Raw genomic sequence first — 18141 nt, forward strand, 5'->3', positions numbered from 1 at the left:
AAATCTAAATTGAAGGTGGGATTACATGAAATTTGCGATTACGTCAAAAGGAGATGCGAAATCGAATACTTTAATGCAAAGGATGCGAACGTATCTTCAGGACTTTCATTTGGAATATGACGAAGATCAGCCGGATATTGTCATTTCTGTCGGTGGTGATGGCACTTTATTATATGCTTTTCACCGTTATAAGAATCGATTGGATAAAACCGCCTTTGTTGGTGTACATACAGGACATCTTGGTTTTTATGCAGATTGGACCCCTGATGAAATCGAAAAATTGGTGATTGCTTTAGCAAAAACACCATTTCAAATAGTGGAATATCCACTCCTCGAAACAATTGTCCGTTATCAGCATGGTGGACGGGAAGCCAGATTTTTGGCTTTGAATGAATCGACAGTCAAAAGTGTTGAAGGGACGCTCGTCATGGACGTTGAAATTCGCGGCCAGCATTTCGAGACGTTCCGTGGAGATGGTTTATGCATTGCAACGCCATCTGGAAGCACGGCGTATAATAAGGCGCTTGGCGGGGCCATCGTCCATCCATCAATCGATGCCATCCAGATTACCGAATTGGCATCCATTAATAACCGGGTGTTTAGGACGGTAGGATCGCCACTTCTGCTGCCGGCACATCATACTTGTATGTTCAGGCCGGTCAATGCGGTCAATTTTCAAATTACCGTCGACCATTTGTCCTTGCTTCAGGAAAATGTAAAGTCGATACAGTGCCGAGTGGCAGATGAGAAGATCCGATTCGCCAGATTCCGCCCTTTTCCTTTCTGGAAAAGAGTGCATGATTCATTTATTGCTAATTAAGGAGATAGACTCACCTCATGTCAAATCAAAACTTTTCTTTGACCTGGTCGGTTTTTGAAGAGGATTCTGGCTCTTTATTGCGAGAGTTTCTCAACAAATGCGATATTTCAAAACGAGCATTAACGGATATTAAGTTTAAAGGTGGATATATCCAGTTGAACGGCGAAGAAGTAACCGTAAGGGAACGGATAGAAACAGGCGACATCGTCACCGTCATATTTCCGCCGGAGCAGGCAAGCGAAGGCCTTTTGCCGGAACCCATCCCCCTGAATATCAGGTATGAAGATGAGTTTGTATTGGTGGTGGCCAAGCCCCCTTCCATGAATACCATTCCTTCACGCGAGCATCCCAACGGCAGTCTGGCGAATGGCTTGGCGGGTTATTATAGGAAGACGGGAATACAGGCAACGATCCATATAGTTACACGTCTTGATCGGGACACATCAGGTCTGGTTTTAATTGCCAAGCACCGGCATATCCATCACCTTTTAAGTGAACAGCAAAAATCAGGACAGGTTAAACGGAGATACCAAGCCATAGCTGAAGGAATCGTTGAAGGTCCTGTAGGAGAGATAGTGGCGCCAATCGGAAGAAAATCGACCAGCATCATTGAACGGGAAGTCAGGGAGGATGGCCGGTATGCCTGTACCCTATTTAAGGTATTGGCCCACACAGAGTCCCATACATTCCTTAATTTAGAACTCCAAACAGGGCGTACACATCAAATCCGGGTCCATATGGCGCATATTGGACACCCGCTGGCTGGTGATGATTTATATGGAGGGAACAGGAAAGGTATCCCTCGCCAAGCCCTTCATTGTTTTGAATTGAAATTTTTACATCCTTTCACCAAGAAGATGATGTTGTTTCAAGAAGAGTTACCAGAAGATATGACCCGTTTGCTCGAGGGAAGTTGACTTTATAACCGGTGCATTAAAACGATTCAAGCTTATGAAAAAATCCATAGACGCAAAAAAACTCACCAAGATGGCGAGTTTTTTTGGTTAATCAAAAGATGTCCTGAATTTTTCCGCAATATATGGCATGGTTGAAGGCACCTCTTGAAGCTCCATTTCGGGATAACGGACAGCGGTCAGTTTTCCACCAAAGACGCAGCCAGTATCAATATTGTATGTATGATTGACTCGTCTAGCTTCAGGAACTGGTGTATGTCCATATACGATCCATGTTTCCCCTTTGTATGTTTGGGCCCAGTCCTTCCTGACCGGTGACCCATCGGGATGTTTGGAGCCATTGATATCACCATAGAGGACAAAGGTTTTTACTTTACTGCTATATTGACCAATATAGTCACTGCGAATTCCTGCATGGGCAATGATCAATCTCCCTTCATCAATCAGTTGATAAAGTGGGGAACGTTCATACAGATCCATGAATTTTTTACGGATCTTCTTCTGCTCCCGGATGTTCAGTGATTCATATTCAGCTACAGTAGTCTCTAAACCGTGCGATATTTGAACTTTATTGCCTGAAAAATAACGATATAATTTATTGCAGTGGTTACCTGGGGCATACCTTGCTATATTTTGGTTAATGACTAATTCATGGACAATCTCGATTACTTGAAGGGAATTTGGACCGCGATCGGTTAAATCCCCTACAAAGCCGAGTATCCTTCCAGAGGGATGTACAGGAAACCCAGTCTCCCATGTATAGCCCATTTTTTCGGTCAGCTGCCTGAATTCAGCGAAACATCCATGAATGTCCCCTATGATATCGATGTTCATTTGACACATCCTTTGTTTGTTTTGTCTATGTTTATGGTATTAGTATAGTATTATTAAAAAAAATAAAATATAAACGAGGAAATGAAAAAATATGTTTTAGGAGGTGTAGAGTTATGGAGGAGATGAAGGACCGGGAGCGGGAGAGCAGTCAAATGAATAACGAGCTTTTGCTTGAAGCACTTAAAACGGAAAATCTGGATCAGTTTCGTACGGAGTTCCTTGAAATGCATCCATATGATCAGGCTCAATTTTATACAAGCTTGTCAGATGAATTCAGATCCGTCGTTTACACATATTTGTCACCGGAAGAAATGGCGGACCTTTTTGAAAATATAGAAATAGATGAAGAGGATTACGAAAGCCTGCTGGCTGAAATGACTCCTTCTTATGCAGCCGATATGCTTTCCAATATGTATGCGGATGATGCGGCTGACGTCCTGAATGAAATCAATGATGAGCAGGCCGTCAGCTATTTGACCATCATGGATGATGAAGCGGCAAGTGAAATCCAGGAGCTTCTGAACTATGAGGAATCTACGGCAGGAAGCATCATGACGACAGAGTTCATTGCCATTGAAGCAAACGAAACGGCTCGATCAGCCATGCAGATCTTAAAAAGGGAAGCTCCGGAAGCGGAAACGATATATTATGTGTTCGTTACCGATCAGGATAAGAAGCTGCTTGGTGTTTTATCGCTCAGGACATTGATCATAGCTGATGAAGATGCTTTAATCGGTGATTTAATGGATGACAGGGTAGTTTCCGTACCTGTATCCGAAGACCAGGAAGAGGTGGCACGAAAAATAAGGGACTATAACTTCCTTGCCGTGCCTGTCGTCGATTTCCAAAACCATTTGTTAGGGATCATTACGGTTGATGATATCATTGATGTCATGGATGAAGAGGCATCTGATGATTATTCCAAATTGGCGGGTGTATCAAATTTGGACAATGTTGATAAGAGTCCCTTTTCTGCTGCTAAGAAACGGCTGCCATGGTTGATCATCCTTTTGTTTTTAGGTTTATTGACCGCCAGCCTGATTGGCCGTTTTGAGGAGACACTTAGCCAAAAAGCGATTCTTGCTGTATTTATTCCATTGATAGGCGGAATGGCTGGCAACACAGGAACTCAAGCATTGGCTGTTGCAGTACGGGGAATTGCAACAGGGGACTTGGAGCAGGATAGCAAGTGGAAGCTAGTTTTGCGGGAGGCTGGGACAGGCCTCATCACCGGCCTGACATGTGGAATAGCCATCATTTTAATCGTATATATTTGGCAAGGGGATTTAATGCTCGGTTTATTGGTCGGCATATCTATTTTCATTACATTGATAGTCGCCACACTCGCGGGATCGCTTGTACCGCTCCTCATGCATAAAATGAAGATCGACCCGGCGGTAGCTTCCGGACCATTCATCACAACCATCAATGACATTATCAGTATCCTGATTTACTTCGGATTAGCTACATTATTCATGGGTTATTTACTATAAGCTAAAGAAGGCCCTCTTGGAGGGGGATTCCCAGAGGACTTTAGAAAACGGTGTTTTTATCAAAGGAAATTTGATATACTGTCATTAGTAGCAGGTACTAATAACTTGTATTAAAAAATAGGAGGTCACATACGATGACTTTTTCATTAAAAGGAAAAACATTTGTCTTAATGGGTGTTGCGAATAAAAGAAGTATTGCATGGGGAGTTGCCCGTTCCTTACATAAAGCAGGCGCAAAGCTGATCTTCACTTACGGAAAAGACCGTACGGAGAAAAGCGTTAGGGAACTATCTTCTACATTGGAAGGGGAGCCCTCCATCATTTTACAATGTGATGTAACGAAGGATGAAAGCATTGATAAATGTTTTGCGGCGATTAAGGAAGAAGCAGGTATCATTCATGGCGTGGTACACAGTGTAGCATTCGCTAACAAGGAAGAGCTGGACGGTGAGTTCGTTAACACGAGCCGTGAAGGGTTTTTGCTTGCCCATAATATCAGTTCATTTTCTTTAACGGCTGTAGCTAAAGCGGCGAAGGAAATCATGCCGGAAGGTGGCAGCATTGTCACAATGACGTATCTTGGCGGTGAACGGGTCATGCCTAATTATAATGTAATGGGAGTGGCCAAGGCCTCACTTGAAGCCAATGTCCGTTACCTGTCAAGTGATCTTGGCAAAGATAACATTCGAGTGAATGCAATTTCAGCCGGACCTATCCGTACCTTATCCGCTAAAGGTGTTCGTGACTTCAATACAATTTTAAAGAAGATTGAGGAAGAAGCACCGCTTCGTCGTACAACGACTCCTGAAGAAGTAGGGGATACGGCAGTATTTTTATTAAGTGACATGTCCCGCGGGATTACCGGGGAAAATATCCATGTGGATTCTGGTTATCATATAATCGGATAACAGTAAAGGAGGGGGCCGATATCGGTCCCTTTTTTGTTGATTTTCCATTCTGAAAGGTATCTTTAGTTGCTCATCCTCAATTGAAATCTTTCCGATTTTTTCATCTTCGAACGTTTTAGTTTTCTCCGCTAATCCCCAACACCCTTAAGCTTGGTTAGTGTCCTTTTTTTGGGGAGTGGCACATCTCAAGCATAAAGAAGGGTGAATTTCATATAAATGATACATAGAGTGGATATTCATTGTTTGCGAGAATCGGCATAAACCTGCTTTCGACCCTATTCGTGAAAAAGAAGGAGGGGCATCATGGACGTGAAGAAAGTTGGTCTGCCTTGTGCTGATGGAAAACAAACCATACAAAATACGCTGAAGAGACATATCAATTTGCATGAAAAAAATATCAGCACTTCATATACCGCCGAGGAATTGGTGGAGCTATTGTCCCGACTTCCAGCCTTTGCACCTAAGCCTGTTTGTAAGTTCATCATCAATGACCGTACACTATTCGGAAAATTGGAACAAAAAAAAGAATCCAGTTTGTTCATAAGGCATAAATTCGGGAAAAAAGTTGTCCAATACCAAATGGAACAGCTGCAGTCCGTGGATATTCTGAAATATTAAGGAGGGTTTTCATGTCAGAGAAAAATGGCGATAAGGAATCCAAACCACTTATATATGTCGATCAAGCAAAAATATCAGATCTGCGTGGAAATATGCAAAGTGATTTTCGGACGAAAAAGGCTAAACCTCAAGACAGCGTTGAGCCGGAACTTCAGGAAGCAGCCGAGAATAAAGAAGAAAAAATCGAACAAGTCAAACGCGAATTTGGTGTTTATGATGCCATGAAGGAAATTGAAAAGGAGATTACGGGATTAAGGAAAATCACCGAACAATATGTCCCTGAGCAAACTCCCGTTGAAGAAATGGAACATCCTGAACCAATAGAACAGGAAAACGAAAAGCCAGTTAAGAGAAAAAGGAAAAAGGTTGAGAAGAGAGATTCTTCCCGGGACATCATTTCCCGCTTATCCAATCATCAAGGTTTTCCAAAGCCACTATGTGAGGCTGTTATTAACGGGGAAACGCTTCAGTTTCATGTGTTGGGAATGAAGGGGGAATCAGTGAAGATTAAAAGAGGGAACCATATCCGTTTCGTGGGTCTGCCGGATATTATCGATGCCAAAATAATTGAAGAATCCAAGTGAAGGAGCAATATTAAATGTTTCCCCCACAAAATGAATTTACTTTATTTATCATATTAGGCTTGGCTTCCTTCAGGCTGACACGCTTGATCGTTTTCGATAAAATCATGGAGCCGCTACGCAGCCCATTTTTTAAAGAGATAGAGGAAAAAAATGAAGAAGGAATTGTGGAAATATTTTTAATGCCCAAGGAAAAGGGCCTGCTTGGCTGGATTGGTCAATTGCTAAGCTGTTTTTGGTGCGTGGGTGTCTGGGTCAGCCTTTTTCTGGTTTTCCTTTATATCCAACATTGGTTTATAGGCGACGTACTGATATTAATCCTTGCCGTCGCAGCAGTAGGAGCGATAATTGAGGTCATTATCAGCAAAATTATGGACATTTGATTGGAAACAACTTGTCTCTTCGTTCATATAGTATGGTATAGATGTTAAAGGAGGAGTCATAAATTGAATCAGAAACAGAATCCATGGGCTTATGCCAAACCGATGAAAAAAGATCAACCGGTCAAAATCAAGAAAGACTGTGGCTGTAATAATAACAATAAAAATAAAGGCTATTGAGTAAAAAAAACCTTTCCATTTCGGAAAGGTTTTTTTATTTCCTAATCCTACCATTCATAAAAAAACAGTTAAACAAGAAAATAACAATAGAACGATAAATTAGGATGTGATTCTATGTTCAGACAAGGAAGGTATTTTAAGGTCAGCTTTCTGGTTTTTATAGTTGTTTTGTGTGTGCTTACTGCATGCAGCAATAAGAATGATGGAAAAACGGAGAATTTAGCAATGATTAAACGAACGAATCCTGAACCGATGGATATCATTAATGGGATGGATGAGAAGGATGAAAAGGGACTGATCTCAAAGGTCAAGGAAACAGTTGCTAATGAAGACACGATTTATGACGTGATCGTCGTGAAAAACGACAAAAAGATTATCGTCGCTTATAAAGTTAAGCACTTACAACGTTTTCATATGAAGAAAATTGAAAAGACTGTGACTGAAAATCTGGAAGAGAAGTTTCCCAAAAATGATTTTATCGTATCTAGCGATTATAAAATCTTTTTGGAATCGGTAAGATTGAACGAGTTACTTAAGGAAAAAGATGTACCCGAGAAAAAGGCTAGGAAGAAGTTCAAGGAAATTGAAGAACTTCAAAAAGAATTAATTTAGAAGAGAGGTTCAGCAATATGAGCGGCAAGGATAAAACGACCCCAATACAGGATGCGTATCAAGAGCTTCAAGGGAAGCATGAAATTAAAAGACCAATAGTGAAGAATTGTTTGAAGGCCTTTTTAGTAGGTGGCATTTTCTGCATAGTGGGACAAGCCATTTCCTACTTCTATATTTATTTTTTCAACTTTACGGAGCAGACAGCAGGAGGTCCGACAACAGCTACCATGGTGTTTCTGGCCCTTTTGATGACCGGTTTCGGGTTTTACGACCGCATTGGCCAGTTTGGGGGGGCAGGGAGTGCCGTCCCTGTCACGGGATTCGGTAACGCAGTCATTTCTGCAGCAATCGAACATCGGACGGAAGGTTTTGTACTTGGAGTTGGATCCAATATGTTTAAATTGGCCGGATCGGTTATTTTATTTGGAGTATTTTCAGCCTTTGTCGTGGCGTTGATAAAAACGATTTACCTAATGATTGGGGGCTAAGCAGTGTTAAAGGGAAAACAAACATGGATGTTCACCAATAAACCGGTCATCTTGGAAACTGGGGTAACAGGCGGGCCATTTGAAGCTAATGGAGAAATCGCGGGTGATTTCGATATTTTATACGACGATTTGTGGATGGAGCAGGATTCATATGAGAAGGCTCATCGGCATTTGATGGAGAAAGCGGTAGAGCTTGCATTGGAGAAAGGTAAGATTAGCAAGGAACAGGTGCAATTTTTCTTGGCGGGTGATTTAATCAATCAGGTTACACCGACAAGCTTTGCAGCCAGAACCAATGGAATTCCATATTTCGGCTTGTTTGGAGCCTGTTCCACATCGATGGAAGGGCTTGCTCTAGCTGCCTTCATCACTAATTATGGGGGGGCTAACTATGTGTTGACAGGTGCATCGAGCCACAATGCAGCTGTTGAAAAACAATTTCGCTATCCAACTGAATATGGCGGGCAAAAACCACCTACAGCTCAATGGACGATAACAGGAGCGGGTGTTGCGCTGGTTGCTCCTGATGGAAGCATGCAAGGGGAATTTCCCCATATTGTCTCGGCCACTATTGGAAAGGTCATTGACATGGGATTGAAAGATCCTTTCAATATGGGGGGAGCGATGGCCCCGGCGGCCGCCGATACGATTCTTTCCCATTTTAAAGATACTGGTTTGACCCCGGATGATTACGATTTCATCATTACCGGTGATTTAGGTCAAATAGGGAGGGAGACAGCTCTTGACTTATTAAAGCAAAAGGGCTGTGATATCAATCAGGAAAAATTCAAGGATTGCGGATTGATGATTTTTAAAAAGGACCAGCCTGTTTTGGCTGGTGGGAGCGGTGCGGGATGTTCGGCAGTCGTTTTATACGGTCATATATTAAATGAAATGATTTCCGGTAAATATAATAAAATCCTGCTTGTCGCAACAGGTGCATTATTGTCGCCACTTTCCGTTCAGCAAAAAGATACGATTCCGTGCATTGCCCATGCGGTGGCCATTGAGTATGGGATGAATTCATGAAAAAGGAGAGATTTCGATGTTAGCAATGTTTTTTTGGGCCTTTGTCATCGGTGGCTTGATTTGTGTTGTCGGCCAGCTTCTTTTCGATGTTGCTAAGCTGACACCAGCACATACGTTAAGCTTGTTCGTTGTAATAGGAGCTGTTCTTGCCGGATTTGATTTATATGAGCCGCTAGTTGACTTTGCCGGTGCTGGAGCAACCATTCCAATCGTTTCGTTTGGGAACTCGCTGGTGAACGGGGCGATGATGGAATCGGAAAAACATGGTCTCGTCGGCGTACTGACAGGCATGTTTGAAATTACGAGTTCCGGTATCTCTGCAGCAATCATCTTTGGATTCATCGGAGCTTTGGTTTTCAGACCAAAAGGATGAAACAAGCGGAAATAGGCAGCCTGGACTAGGACATGGCCTATACATATTTGTCCAGACCTACATATGTTATCAGTAAGCTTTAGCGAGAGCGAGGTGATATGTATGTTTGGTTTTGGTGGCTACGGTTGTTGTGGCGGCAGCGGTTATGGATACGGCGGCGGTTATGGCGGAGGATACGGTGGCGGCGGTTCCACTTTCGCGATAATCGTTGTATTGTTTATCCTATTGATCATTGTAGGGGCTTCTTTCTGCTAAGGAAAATGGAATAGGCAGAAGAAGCCTATTCCATTTTTTTTATTTGCATGGGCCTAGCACCATTTTTCTGATAATGCCATAGGATAGGTACAGAAAAGGGAGGGGCTTAGGTATGGATAATAACTTTTTTAAAAACATAGAAGGTAAAACCGGCGTAAATATGAAAGATGTATTAGAATTGGCAAACTCGCTCCAAGGAGCCAATTTCAAAGATGAAACGACTGTTAGAAATGTCATTAAGCGCGTTTCAAAAATCGCAAATAAACCGGTCAATAAAGAAACGGAAGATAAAATCGTTCATTCCATCGTAGCTGAAGGGAATAAACTCGATTTCGGGACGATATCCAATATGATAAATAAAAAGTGAAAAAAGGCCTGCTATATGCAGGCCTTCAGACTGCAGACAAACTCGAAGGAAGCGGGTTTGCCTGCAGTTTTTTTATTAAAAAAAGTTGGAGCTTCAGTTCATTCCATAAAATTGTAAGTAATTCGGGATGAGACCATTCCGAACACTATTTTGTTTTATTCATATTTCCATATATGGTTAGCATCAGCTTTTGGTCAAAGCTTCAAGAAACGTGATGGATGGGCGGTCCGTCCGCGTCTAGTTTGCAGGATGGAAAGGTAAAGATCCTTTTTGGCCCTGGTTGCCGCTACATAGAGCAATCGTCTTTCCTCTTCAAGAGGGGATAGTTCCCCTTTTCGGTAAGATTCAAGTGCGAAATCATGAGGGATGCTGCCATCGACAGCAGCAAGGACATAAACGGTTTTGTATTCAAGCCCTTTGGAACGGTGTATCGTGGTAAGCTGTATGGCATCCTTAAAATGTTTCGATAGCTGTTTAATCTCTTGGACCATTGCAGTCATATGATCGACATGTTCAAGGAAAGCGGCGACCGTGGGAAAACGATTTGCCGCCACCTTTAAGTCACGGATGTCATCGGACCCTTTTTCCTGGTTCGCATCATTGCCGCGTTTTTTTACATATTCCTGGTATCCTAAATCTTTTTCGATGATTTCTAAAGCTACGAGTGGCGACATAATTTTTAAAGAGCGGATCTGTCCTGGAATCGTTTTTAATTTTCGTTCCTGAAAAGCATGTCCTGTCTTAATAAAAGCAAATGCATCGATAAAATCACAATCCTGCAATATTGTCATTGCTTTTAATTCCTGTAAAATACTTTGCTTTAAGAATAAGGAGGAAAGGACATCAGCTGCTGCCTTGCTGTCATGCGGGAACAAACTCAAACGCATAAAGGCAAGCATGCCGCGAATGACCTTGCGCTGATAAAACGAATCCGCATCCTTTTCAATGACGAATGGCAGGTTGGAAGAGGCCAGTCGTTCGAAAATGGCCCTGGACATCGTGTGTGTCCTGTACAATATCGCAAAATCCCCAGGATTTGCTCCCTTGGATATTTTCTCTTGGATATCAGATACGATCATCGTTGCTTCCAATTCCTCATCATAAGGATAAAATAAAACAGGGGGATTTCCTGAATCATGCTGTGCGCTCATCTTTTTCTCCATCCGGTTCTGGTTGCGCTTGATCAATCGGTTCGCTGTAGCGACAATTTCATGGGAAGAGCGGTAGTTCTCCGTCAGCTTCACAACTTGGGAACGAGGGAAATCATGATTGAAATTCAAAATATACTTCGGATCGCTTCCCCGGAATGAATAGATCGATTGATCATCATCTCCAACTGCACATACATTTTTTGATTCAGCAGAGAGGAGTTTTATCAATTCATATTGAACTTTATTGATATCCTGAAACTCATCTACCAAAAAATAATTAAACCTTTGCTGATATTTCTTTAAAAAATCCGGGTTGTTTTTTAAAAATACATAACAGCCTACAAGCATATCATCAAAATCATACTTCCCTGTTTGCTGTTTATATTCTTCATATTTCTTATATAAAAATAAACACGATTTCTCCCAATCGTCCTTAGGTTGGATATCTTCTGGAAAAGCCAATGAGTTTTTCCAAAGCCCGATTTGTTGAAGGGCTTGATCATATGCAAACTCCTTATCATCAAGTTCCAATTCCCTGCCAGCCTGTTTCAATACCTTTTCTTTTTCCCACTCCCACTTCAATAGGAAATCACGCTGCCATTTGGCTGGTTCATGGAAAATCAGGATTTTGTAAAAGATGCTATGAAAGGTCCCGCTAACGATTTGAGAAACAAGGGAAGGAGTCATATAGGGATAACCGAGCAGACGCTGCTGCATTTCCTTAGCGGATTTCGCCGTAAATGTTACAAGCATGATACTTTTAGGATCAATCTTTTTCACTGTAAGCATGTAGGCTGTGCGTACCGTCAACACGCGGGTTTTCCCGCTGCCTGCTCCTGAAAGTACGAGAATTGGTCCATCGATCGTCGTTACCGCCTTTAGTTGCTCTGCATCGAGAACAACCCCTGATGAGGATAATTCTTGAAAGTATGGTTCCTCTGATTGTGCCAGGCAGGATGGTTTATCTGAATATTTCGGATTGCCGGTTATGGGCCGGCTTTTAAGGAAAGGTTCTGTAATGGTTTTCGTTTCCGTAATGGTCCGTGATGTAGGAATCCTAAATCCATTCTGTTCCATATATTCTAATGGCTTTTCCTCATTTATTGGTTTTGAAATTGGCATGTCACAGGGTAACTGCGATGGATCACTATGATAAAAATAAGGCGTTTCATGGATTCCAATAAATAATTTCACTGGTTTATGACAAATGATACAAGAAAGCTGATCACGTTTTCCTTTTTCAAAAAGTGTCTGCAGCTCACCAGCTGAAACGGTATGTAAATGTACGATTTCATTGCCAGATTTTGCTTGATTCATATAAATGGATACCTCTAATCTATTAAAAATATCGGCAATACTCATCATACCAGAAGATTAGGAAAAAAGAATGCGGAAATCGTGTTTATATATTGTTTCGGACGGGTAATTAAATGACAACACAACTATGTAAATATAAGGAGGGAAAACTATGGGGTACATAGCACCTGTCACACAATTTGATTATATTCAATATGCCAACCGGACGGTCGAAGCTGCAGAGAAAGTAAGAATTGTTAAAGGGACGACACCCATTCAACCTATCCGTTTTGATCAGGTGCTGGAAAGGGAAAGGGGAAGCTTTGAAGGATTACATCAAATGAAAGATAATAATCGGGAAAGTACATATGGGGCAGGCACATATAAATATCAAATGGGCATGAGGGTCAGTGAAGATTTAACGGCTGAAATGACTGGAAAAGGCAGGTTTTTCAACGAAGTTGTCTAGTTCTGCCATCAAAAACAAAAGAGGACACGCGAAGTGTCCTTTTTGTGTTGATTCCTTAGAGAATGTCAATTTCTACGATTAGAGCTAACAATAGTTGAAGTAATAATTGGATGTTTAGAGCGATTTGAGCATCCGTTGTTGTAATTTCGATATCACGGCTGTTTTCAACAATTGTTTTTTGGCGCGTGATTTGTTTAACATTAGAAGATTGGATTAATTCTTGAGTGATCTTCTCAGCATTATCAGAATCTGCGATGGAAATGCTTACGATGACCGCAATTGCAGCTTGTAGAGCAGCTTGAAGAGAAAGGGCCGCTTTAACATCCGTTGAAGTGATATTTACATTACAAGAATCTTTAATGTAAATAAGTTCTTCAGAAAGCTGAAGTTGATTATTATCCTGTATTGCCTCTTGGTTAATGCGTGTGTCATCGTCGTTACAGAATCCTGACAGGGGATGTCTGGAAGCGGAATCTAGAGCCGACCATGATCTTTCAGAGTCTTCATGTGTGTTACAGTTGCTACGATATACATTTTGGTTCATGTTGTTTTTTCCTCCTTAGGTTTTATTCCCTATTAAAATATGCTTTGATGGGTAATCGGGTTGGACGAATAAATCAGTTAATTCGTCTATTTTTTAATACTTAGAGAAAGTATTGGTGTGTGGGGATGAATAATAAAGAAGCTGGAGCTTTAGGAATGAAATGTAAGTGCTGCTATGTCTCGGTTTACTTATTTCTCGCCAGCAAGTAAGGTTTGATTAGGTGATATGGTGTGTCATTTATTTTTGGAATCCGTGAATTTGTTGTGAATGGAATTTGTAACTGGATTAACATCATGTTCAGTGATGTTCTTTTCTTGGTTTATGATTTTTAGTGATTGCTCTTGTAAATGGCGAATGGTTTCTTTAAGGTTGTTTTTCTCTCTTTCAGTCAGATCGACTTTTTCCTTTTTGAAACCATGTTTTCTCATAGTCCTCGAAACCAGCAGTTCCATCAGTCTTTTTTGAGACTCCTCCAGGTTAAAATCATTGTTACCCATAAAATTTTCCCTCCTTCTTGCTTTCTATATATAGACTATGTATTTTTGCGGAGATTGCCATTGAACGGAAATGGTTTTTTTTATAAAACGATAATTTAAGTTCATGAACGAACAAAAAAAGCTGTCCAATCAGAGAACTGAAAGGACAGCTTTTTTATATTATAAAATGGTTTTCTTCATTGTTTTATGAGGAATGCCGGCATCCATGAATTCGTCGGAAACGATCTCATACCCTAATTTCGAATAAAAAGGGATGGCATGGACCTGGGAATCAAGCTTCAATTGAGGTACTTCCTGCTGGATGGCGTATTCCTCAATAGCATTCATGATCATGGCACCGGCACCATTCTTACGGCCCGATGATAGTACACAAATGCGCTGGACTTTACCAATGTTGTCGATGACCCTGAAACGGCCGGCACCGATTGGCTGATGCTGATCATCATATAAAACGAAATGTGTAGACTCTTGTTCATATTCATCGATCTCTTCTTCAAGAGGGACGTTTTGTTCTTGGACGAACACTTTTTTTCTGATCATATAAGCATTTTCAAGCTCTTGGCTGTTCTCTGCGATTTTTACAAACACGAAATCATTCAGCTCCTAATCTAAATGTTTCATAAACGGTCCATGCCCCATCTTCAAGTTGATACAGCAAGTGAACTCGTTTCACCTCTTCTTCATGGCTGATGTCAAGCATGCTTAATTGGCCTAAAACATCAGAATGCTCATTATCGGATAAATCTTGAGCGATGGTAATATGCGGGACAAATGCATGTTCACTTTCACTTTTTATGAAATCCTCATTGTTAAGTGCATCATGCAGTTCTTGAAGCCCTTCGGATAATTCCACTTTGAAATAAATAGTATTGCTTACAGGTTGGAAAGACTTCGTTTTCGTAACGCTAATCGTAAAAGGCCTGCACTTACGAGCAATGTCTTTTAATTGATCCGCGATTGTTGAAATTTCCATATCCGTCGCTTCGAACGTTGGTTTAAGCGTCAGATGCGGTGGAATGAAAGCATATTTCGTATCATACCGTTTGCGATAGGAGTTAGCTAAATCTTGAAGTTTTTTTGAAGGGAAAATTGCAACACCATATTTCATAAATAAAACCTCCTGATATTTTTTTAGTTGTATTATAGTTGGCCATGCTTTTTCTTGAAACCATCTCAAAAAGAGAGGATTAGAACATTTCCAATAGTGCTCGTTTTAAATCTGCCTGCCAGTATTTCCAGGTATGATTACCTTCAAATTCTTCATAGAAGTAAGGAAATCCTTTTTGATTTATTAATTTATGCAATTCCCTGTTGGGCTCTATGAAGTTTGCCTTCTTGCCATCCGTCGTTGGAACATCTGTTTCCCCAGTCCCGATCACATGGTAAAGTTCGAGGAGATGCGGATCCTCAAAATTACGTACAGCATCCATTACTGCTTCATTGGCAAGTGGCGACTGCATGATGCATTTCCCGAATGTATGCGGATACTTTAGGGCGGCCAATAAAGAAACTGTACCGCCAAGAGAGTCACCGATCAAAGTTCGACCATGTCCCATTTGATAGGTTGGGAATTCATCATCTAAAAACGGGACAAGTTCATGGGCAAGAAAACGTATGTATGCAATGTGCTGTTCCCCGTCCGGATGATATTTGCGCCTACGGTCAAAGCGGTCTTTATAGGGAATGCCGACAATGATGATATTCTCAATCTCATCGTTCCCTAACAGTTCATCTGCTACCCGACCAATTCGACCCATTTGAAAATAATCACGGCCATCCTGAGCAATCACAAGCGAATATTTATACAGTGGCGAAAAATTAGCAGGCAAGTAAACAAGCAGTTCCAATTCTTCTGCTAAAGCTTCGCTTTTAAACATGTACTCTTTAATTGTGCCTTTGCGTAAACTCATTCTCCCGCACCTCAATGATAATTAATAATTAAAAACAACTTACTTGATTATTTTAGCATAGCCTTGCGACTTTTTCCCGTGACAAGATTTTAGAATAGAAAATTTTCATTGTATTTTCTAAAAATTTGAATAATAAGGTGCTATAATAAAAGGATATAGAAAAATAATACAATAAAAAAGGTGGCGAATAAAATGGCAGATGTACAGGTACACAGCAGGGAAGTAACGAAGGCGGCTAAACGAACATTATTAGAGCGGGGTGTCAGTGTGGAGGCAATTGCAAAAATCGTTTATGAATTGCAGTTCCCGTACAAAGCTGATCTTAAGCTGGAGGAATGCATCCACAGCGTTGAGCGTGTCCTGTTGAAAAGGGAAATTCAACATGCCATTTTAGTCGGTGTGGAGCTGGATAAACTGGCCGAGCAAAAAAAGCTATCAGAACCCCTGCAATCTATTGTTGAGTCTGATGAAGGGCTATTCGGAGTGGATGAAACGATTGCCTTTGGTGCAGTACTCGGTTACGGAAGCATTGCTGTAACGACCTTTGGCCATTTGGATAAAAATAAAATAGGCGTCATACACGAACTTGATAAGAAGCAAGAAGGAATCGTGCATACCTTCCTGGATGATATCGTTGCAAGCATTGCCGCGAGTGCCGCCTCAAGGTTAGCTCACCGTCTGAGAGATGAAGAAGAATCGTTAACCGAACAGGAAAAGGACATCCAGGAAGAAGAAGAGTTAATCGGTTGAACCTTGATTAACTCTTCTTCAGCCAGACCTATCAAACCTGGCCTTAATGAGGCGGGCAGAAAGGATATTGGCCACTTTAAATGTCCGTTTTGTCTGCCTTAGGAAACAGAATGCGTGAATATGTCCTGGATAAATTTCAAGCACCTGAATTTTCCGCTGCGTGATCTTACCTTGTTCGGAGAGATAAATTATCTCCAATGGAGCATTTCCTTCCATATGTTTACGAAGTATATATTTCATTCCCTGTCACTCCTTTGCTGACTTGCTTGCTATCATTATATGCGAACGTACGTTTTATATGCAAGTGAAAAGGGAATGTTCGTTCGTGTTTTGCGGAGCGGGGAAATAAAATAAGAAAAAATTAAAACTTTTTTAATATAATGCGTTGACTTTTTAACAAAAAAACTTATAATAAATTATGTACTTAAGTAACCAGTCAGTCATTACATACGACTTGTTAGCTCAGTGGGAGAGCACTTCCTTGACAGGGAAGGGGTCGTGGGTTCGAATCCCTCACAGGTCATCAACTAACAAAGGCTCAAATCCTTGATATAACAAGGATTTGGGTCTTTTTTTTATTTTGTCTTACTGGACTTCTGAAGGGCGTTGTGTAAAATATCAGCCACTTCATCATCTTGGTTGGGCATCATATGGGCGTAATGCTCTAACGTGATGCTAAGTTTCGAATGTCCTAAACGAGCCGCTACTTTGACGATAACTACCCCTTCAGAGATCAAGATGGAGGCGTGGGTGTGCCGGATATCGTGAAACCGAATGGATGTCACGTTAGCATCCTCAACCGAATACTTCTATAGCTTTCCAACGACCTCCATTTTTAACGGCAGAAATGGATAAACCTTCTTTCTCTGCATGAGGAAAATTCCAGTTTCCCTCGTTATATCATGGCATATTTGCCAACTACACTCGTTATGTTAATAAAATAAAACATTCTTCCTATATCTATTTCTTATTTCAATACTGGGGGCCTATGGAAGTGACTTAGTAATTATAGTAACATTTACTTATCTAAAATAGGGAATTGTTGTATTAAAATGGTATTTGAGAATAAATAGAGAAAAAGTACGTTGACTCAATAATGAGGTGAAAAGATGAATTCGGATAAAGTCAGAGCGTTAACAAAAGTGTTTCAGGAATCTTCTGAGGAGTTAAAATTAGATGAATCAAAATTAATGCAGAGTATACATACGAATACGGAGACATGGGCTGGCGAAGCCCGGAAAAAATTTGATTCAATACTAGATGAAGCAGCTGTCCTATTTCAAAGACATTCAGACAATCTTTATCAAATAAGTAGAGAATTAGAAAGCGCAGCAAATGATGTTGACAGAGTGAGAGAAGAGATTGAAAGACAAAGAGAATTAGAGCGGCTTGCTTGTATGAAGGATGAGTAGAAACAAAATGAATAAAGGATATAAAGAGGTGTCATATGAAACCGAAGAATAGGGATCGTAAAAGTTTGGAAGAGGAAGGCTGGATCCTCCCGGATAAGAATAAGCAAAATAAAGATGGTAGTTTACTCCCCGGCTGCGGTCGTTTTTTTATTTTGTTCATTCAATTTGGTGTTTTGGCACATCAAATAATCACTCTTTTTTAAGTCTACCTTATGTCCGCTAAAGTTTTACAACTGTACTTGCCAATAATGATAATTGTT

25 protein-coding genes, 1 tRNA gene and 1 pseudogene are annotated in these 18141 nt (G+C 40.9%); 18 read left to right on the forward strand and 9 right to left on the reverse strand.

What is annotated here, in order from left to right; translation table 11 throughout:
- Positions 1-25 precede the first annotated feature (25 nt).
- Together ABC374_RS04910 and ABC374_RS04915 are read left to right on the forward strand one after the other, a co-directional pair.
- Positions 26-820: an NAD kinase gene (locus ABC374_RS04910; RefSeq protein ID WP_053534153.1), complete on the forward strand. Its 795-nt coding sequence runs from the start codon at positions 26-28 to the stop codon at positions 818-820.
- Positions 821-837: 17 nt separating this feature from the next.
- Entirely contained in the window at positions 838-1737 is a 900-nt protein-coding gene (locus ABC374_RS04915; protein ID WP_350301749.1) for an RluA family pseudouridine synthase, read from the forward strand.
- An 87-nt stretch (positions 1738-1824) separates the two neighbouring features.
- On the opposite strand, the gene prpE is transcribed toward ABC374_RS04915, so the two are convergent.
- Positions 1825-2568 (reverse strand): bis(5'-nucleosyl)-tetraphosphatase PrpE, encoded by a 744-nt coding sequence (gene prpE, locus ABC374_RS04920; protein ID WP_413016276.1) that lies wholly within the window; start codon positions 2566-2568, stop codon positions 1825-1827.
- Between the two features lie 122 nt (positions 2569-2690).
- Between prpE and mgtE the strand changes: the two genes are divergently transcribed.
- The 11 genes from mgtE to spoVIF all read left to right on the forward strand — a co-directional run bounded on the left by mgtE (position 2691) and on the right by spoVIF (position 9852).
- Positions 2691-4061 carry a magnesium transporter gene (gene mgtE, locus ABC374_RS04925; protein ID WP_350302812.1) on the forward strand — a complete coding sequence of 457 codons (1371 nt, stop codon included), beginning with the start codon at positions 2691-2693 and terminating at the stop codon, positions 4059-4061.
- Between the two features lie 134 nt (positions 4062-4195).
- Positions 4196-4969 (forward strand): enoyl-ACP reductase FabI, encoded by a 774-nt coding sequence (gene fabI / locus ABC374_RS04930; RefSeq protein WP_413016278.1) that lies wholly within the window; start codon positions 4196-4198, stop codon positions 4967-4969.
- A gap of 303 nt (positions 4970-5272) precedes the next feature.
- The gene (locus tag ABC374_RS04935) at positions 5273-5587 is read left to right on the forward strand and encodes a hypothetical protein (protein ID WP_350301752.1); all 315 of its coding nucleotides are present in this window, start codon (positions 5273-5275) and stop codon (positions 5585-5587) included.
- 11 nt (positions 5588-5598) lie between these two features.
- Positions 5599-6171, forward strand: a complete 573-nt coding sequence (locus ABC374_RS04940; RefSeq protein WP_413016280.1) for a hypothetical protein — start codon at positions 5599-5601, stop codon at positions 6169-6171.
- Positions 6172-6185: 14 nt separating this feature from the next.
- Positions 6186-6551 carry a DUF1360 domain-containing protein gene (locus ABC374_RS04945; RefSeq protein WP_133348680.1) on the forward strand — a complete coding sequence of 122 codons (366 nt, stop codon included), beginning with the start codon at positions 6186-6188 and terminating at the stop codon, positions 6549-6551.
- 291 nt (positions 6552-6842) lie between these two features.
- On the forward strand, positions 6843-7340 hold the full coding sequence (locus tag ABC374_RS04950; RefSeq protein ID WP_350301754.1) for a YhcN/YlaJ family sporulation lipoprotein: 498 nt from the start codon (positions 6843-6845) through the stop codon (positions 7338-7340).
- 17 nt (positions 7341-7357) lie between these two features.
- On the forward strand, positions 7358-7828 hold the full coding sequence (gene spoVAC, locus ABC374_RS04955) for a stage V sporulation protein AC (RefSeq protein ID WP_034314464.1): 471 nt from the start codon (positions 7358-7360) through the stop codon (positions 7826-7828).
- Between the two features lie 3 nt (positions 7829-7831).
- Positions 7832-8857 (forward strand): stage V sporulation protein AD, encoded by a 1026-nt coding sequence (gene spoVAD / locus ABC374_RS04960; RefSeq protein WP_413016283.1) that lies wholly within the window; start codon positions 7832-7834, stop codon positions 8855-8857.
- A gap of 16 nt (positions 8858-8873) precedes the next feature.
- Positions 8874-9230: a stage V sporulation protein AE gene (gene spoVAE, locus ABC374_RS04965; RefSeq protein ID WP_350301756.1), complete on the forward strand. Its 357-nt coding sequence runs from the start codon at positions 8874-8876 to the stop codon at positions 9228-9230.
- A 102-nt stretch (positions 9231-9332) separates the two neighbouring features.
- Complete coding sequence (locus tag ABC374_RS04970) at positions 9333-9485, forward strand: YjcZ family sporulation protein (RefSeq protein ID WP_072272578.1); 153 nt, start codon at positions 9333-9335, stop codon at positions 9483-9485.
- A gap of 112 nt (positions 9486-9597) precedes the next feature.
- Positions 9598-9852: a sporulation-specific transcription regulator SpoVIF gene (gene spoVIF / locus ABC374_RS04975; RefSeq protein ID WP_034314458.1), complete on the forward strand. Its 255-nt coding sequence runs from the start codon at positions 9598-9600 to the stop codon at positions 9850-9852.
- Between the two features lie 194 nt (positions 9853-10046).
- Here the strand turns inward: spoVIF and ABC374_RS04980 are convergent, their stop codons facing one another.
- On the reverse strand, positions 10047-12320 hold the full coding sequence (locus ABC374_RS04980) for an ATP-dependent helicase (protein WP_413016285.1): 2274 nt from the start codon (positions 12318-12320) through the stop codon (positions 10047-10049).
- A gap of 151 nt (positions 12321-12471) precedes the next feature.
- On the opposite strand from ABC374_RS04980, the gene ABC374_RS04985 reads away from it, so the two are divergent.
- Positions 12472-12768 (forward strand): hypothetical protein, encoded by a 297-nt coding sequence (locus ABC374_RS04985; protein ID WP_413016287.1) that lies wholly within the window; start codon positions 12472-12474, stop codon positions 12766-12768.
- A 55-nt stretch (positions 12769-12823) separates the two neighbouring features.
- Here ABC374_RS04985 and ABC374_RS04990 read toward each other — a convergent pair whose 3' ends face one another.
- The 5 genes from ABC374_RS04990 to ABC374_RS05010 form a co-directional block, all read right to left on the reverse strand.
- Complete coding sequence (locus ABC374_RS04990) at positions 12824-13312, reverse strand: spore coat protein (protein WP_350301759.1); 489 nt, start codon at positions 13310-13312, stop codon at positions 12824-12826.
- Positions 13313-13545: 233 nt separating this feature from the next.
- Positions 13546-13809 (reverse strand): hypothetical protein, encoded by a 264-nt coding sequence (locus tag ABC374_RS04995; RefSeq protein ID WP_350301760.1) that lies wholly within the window; start codon positions 13807-13809, stop codon positions 13546-13548.
- Between the two features lie 159 nt (positions 13810-13968).
- The gene (locus tag ABC374_RS05000) at positions 13969-14397 is read right to left on the reverse strand and encodes a GNAT family N-acetyltransferase (RefSeq protein WP_350301761.1); all 429 of its coding nucleotides are present in this window, start codon (positions 14395-14397) and stop codon (positions 13969-13971) included.
- A gap of 4 nt (positions 14398-14401) precedes the next feature.
- Complete coding sequence (locus ABC374_RS05005; RefSeq protein WP_350301762.1) at positions 14402-14917, reverse strand: YjcG family protein; 516 nt, start codon at positions 14915-14917, stop codon at positions 14402-14404.
- Between the two features lie 79 nt (positions 14918-14996).
- A complete protein-coding gene (locus ABC374_RS05010; RefSeq protein WP_101224090.1) occupies positions 14997-15719 on the reverse strand; it encodes an alpha/beta hydrolase in 723 nt (240 codons plus the stop codon).
- Positions 15720-15911: 192 nt separating this feature from the next.
- On the opposite strand from ABC374_RS05010, the gene ABC374_RS05015 reads away from it, so the two are divergent.
- Complete coding sequence (locus ABC374_RS05015) at positions 15912-16469, forward strand: phosphatidylglycerophosphatase A family protein (RefSeq protein WP_101224089.1); 558 nt, start codon at positions 15912-15914, stop codon at positions 16467-16469.
- An 18-nt stretch (positions 16470-16487) separates the two neighbouring features.
- On the opposite strand, the gene ABC374_RS05020 is transcribed toward ABC374_RS05015, so the two are convergent.
- Positions 16488-16709 carry a hypothetical protein gene (locus ABC374_RS05020; RefSeq protein WP_101224088.1) on the reverse strand — a complete coding sequence of 74 codons (222 nt, stop codon included), beginning with the start codon at positions 16707-16709 and terminating at the stop codon, positions 16488-16490.
- Positions 16710-16920: 211 nt separating this feature from the next.
- Here ABC374_RS05020 and ABC374_RS05025 point away from each other — a divergent pair.
- Positions 16921-16992: transfer RNA gene (locus ABC374_RS05025), tRNA-Val, on the forward strand.
- Between the two features lie 52 nt (positions 16993-17044).
- On the opposite strand, the pseudogene ABC374_RS05030 reads toward ABC374_RS05025, so the two are convergent.
- Positions 17045-17257 (reverse strand): annotated as a pseudogene (locus ABC374_RS05030) (tyrosine-type recombinase/integrase); the annotation flags it as partial.
- Positions 17258-17578: 321 nt separating this feature from the next.
- On the opposite strand from ABC374_RS05030, the gene ABC374_RS05035 reads away from it, so the two are divergent.
- Together ABC374_RS05035 and ABC374_RS05040 are read left to right on the forward strand one after the other, a co-directional pair.
- Complete coding sequence (locus ABC374_RS05035; RefSeq protein WP_268572502.1) at positions 17579-17881, forward strand: WXG100 family type VII secretion target; 303 nt, start codon at positions 17579-17581, stop codon at positions 17879-17881.
- A 35-nt stretch (positions 17882-17916) separates the two neighbouring features.
- Positions 17917-18084: a hypothetical protein gene (locus ABC374_RS05040; protein ID WP_413016291.1), complete on the forward strand. Its 168-nt coding sequence runs from the start codon at positions 17917-17919 to the stop codon at positions 18082-18084.
- Positions 18085-18141 lie beyond the last annotated feature (57 nt).

The sequence above is a fragment of the Peribacillus phoenicis genome (assembly GCF_047238085.1).
Classification (GTDB): domain Bacteria; phylum Bacillota; class Bacilli; order Bacillales; family DSM-1321; genus Peribacillus.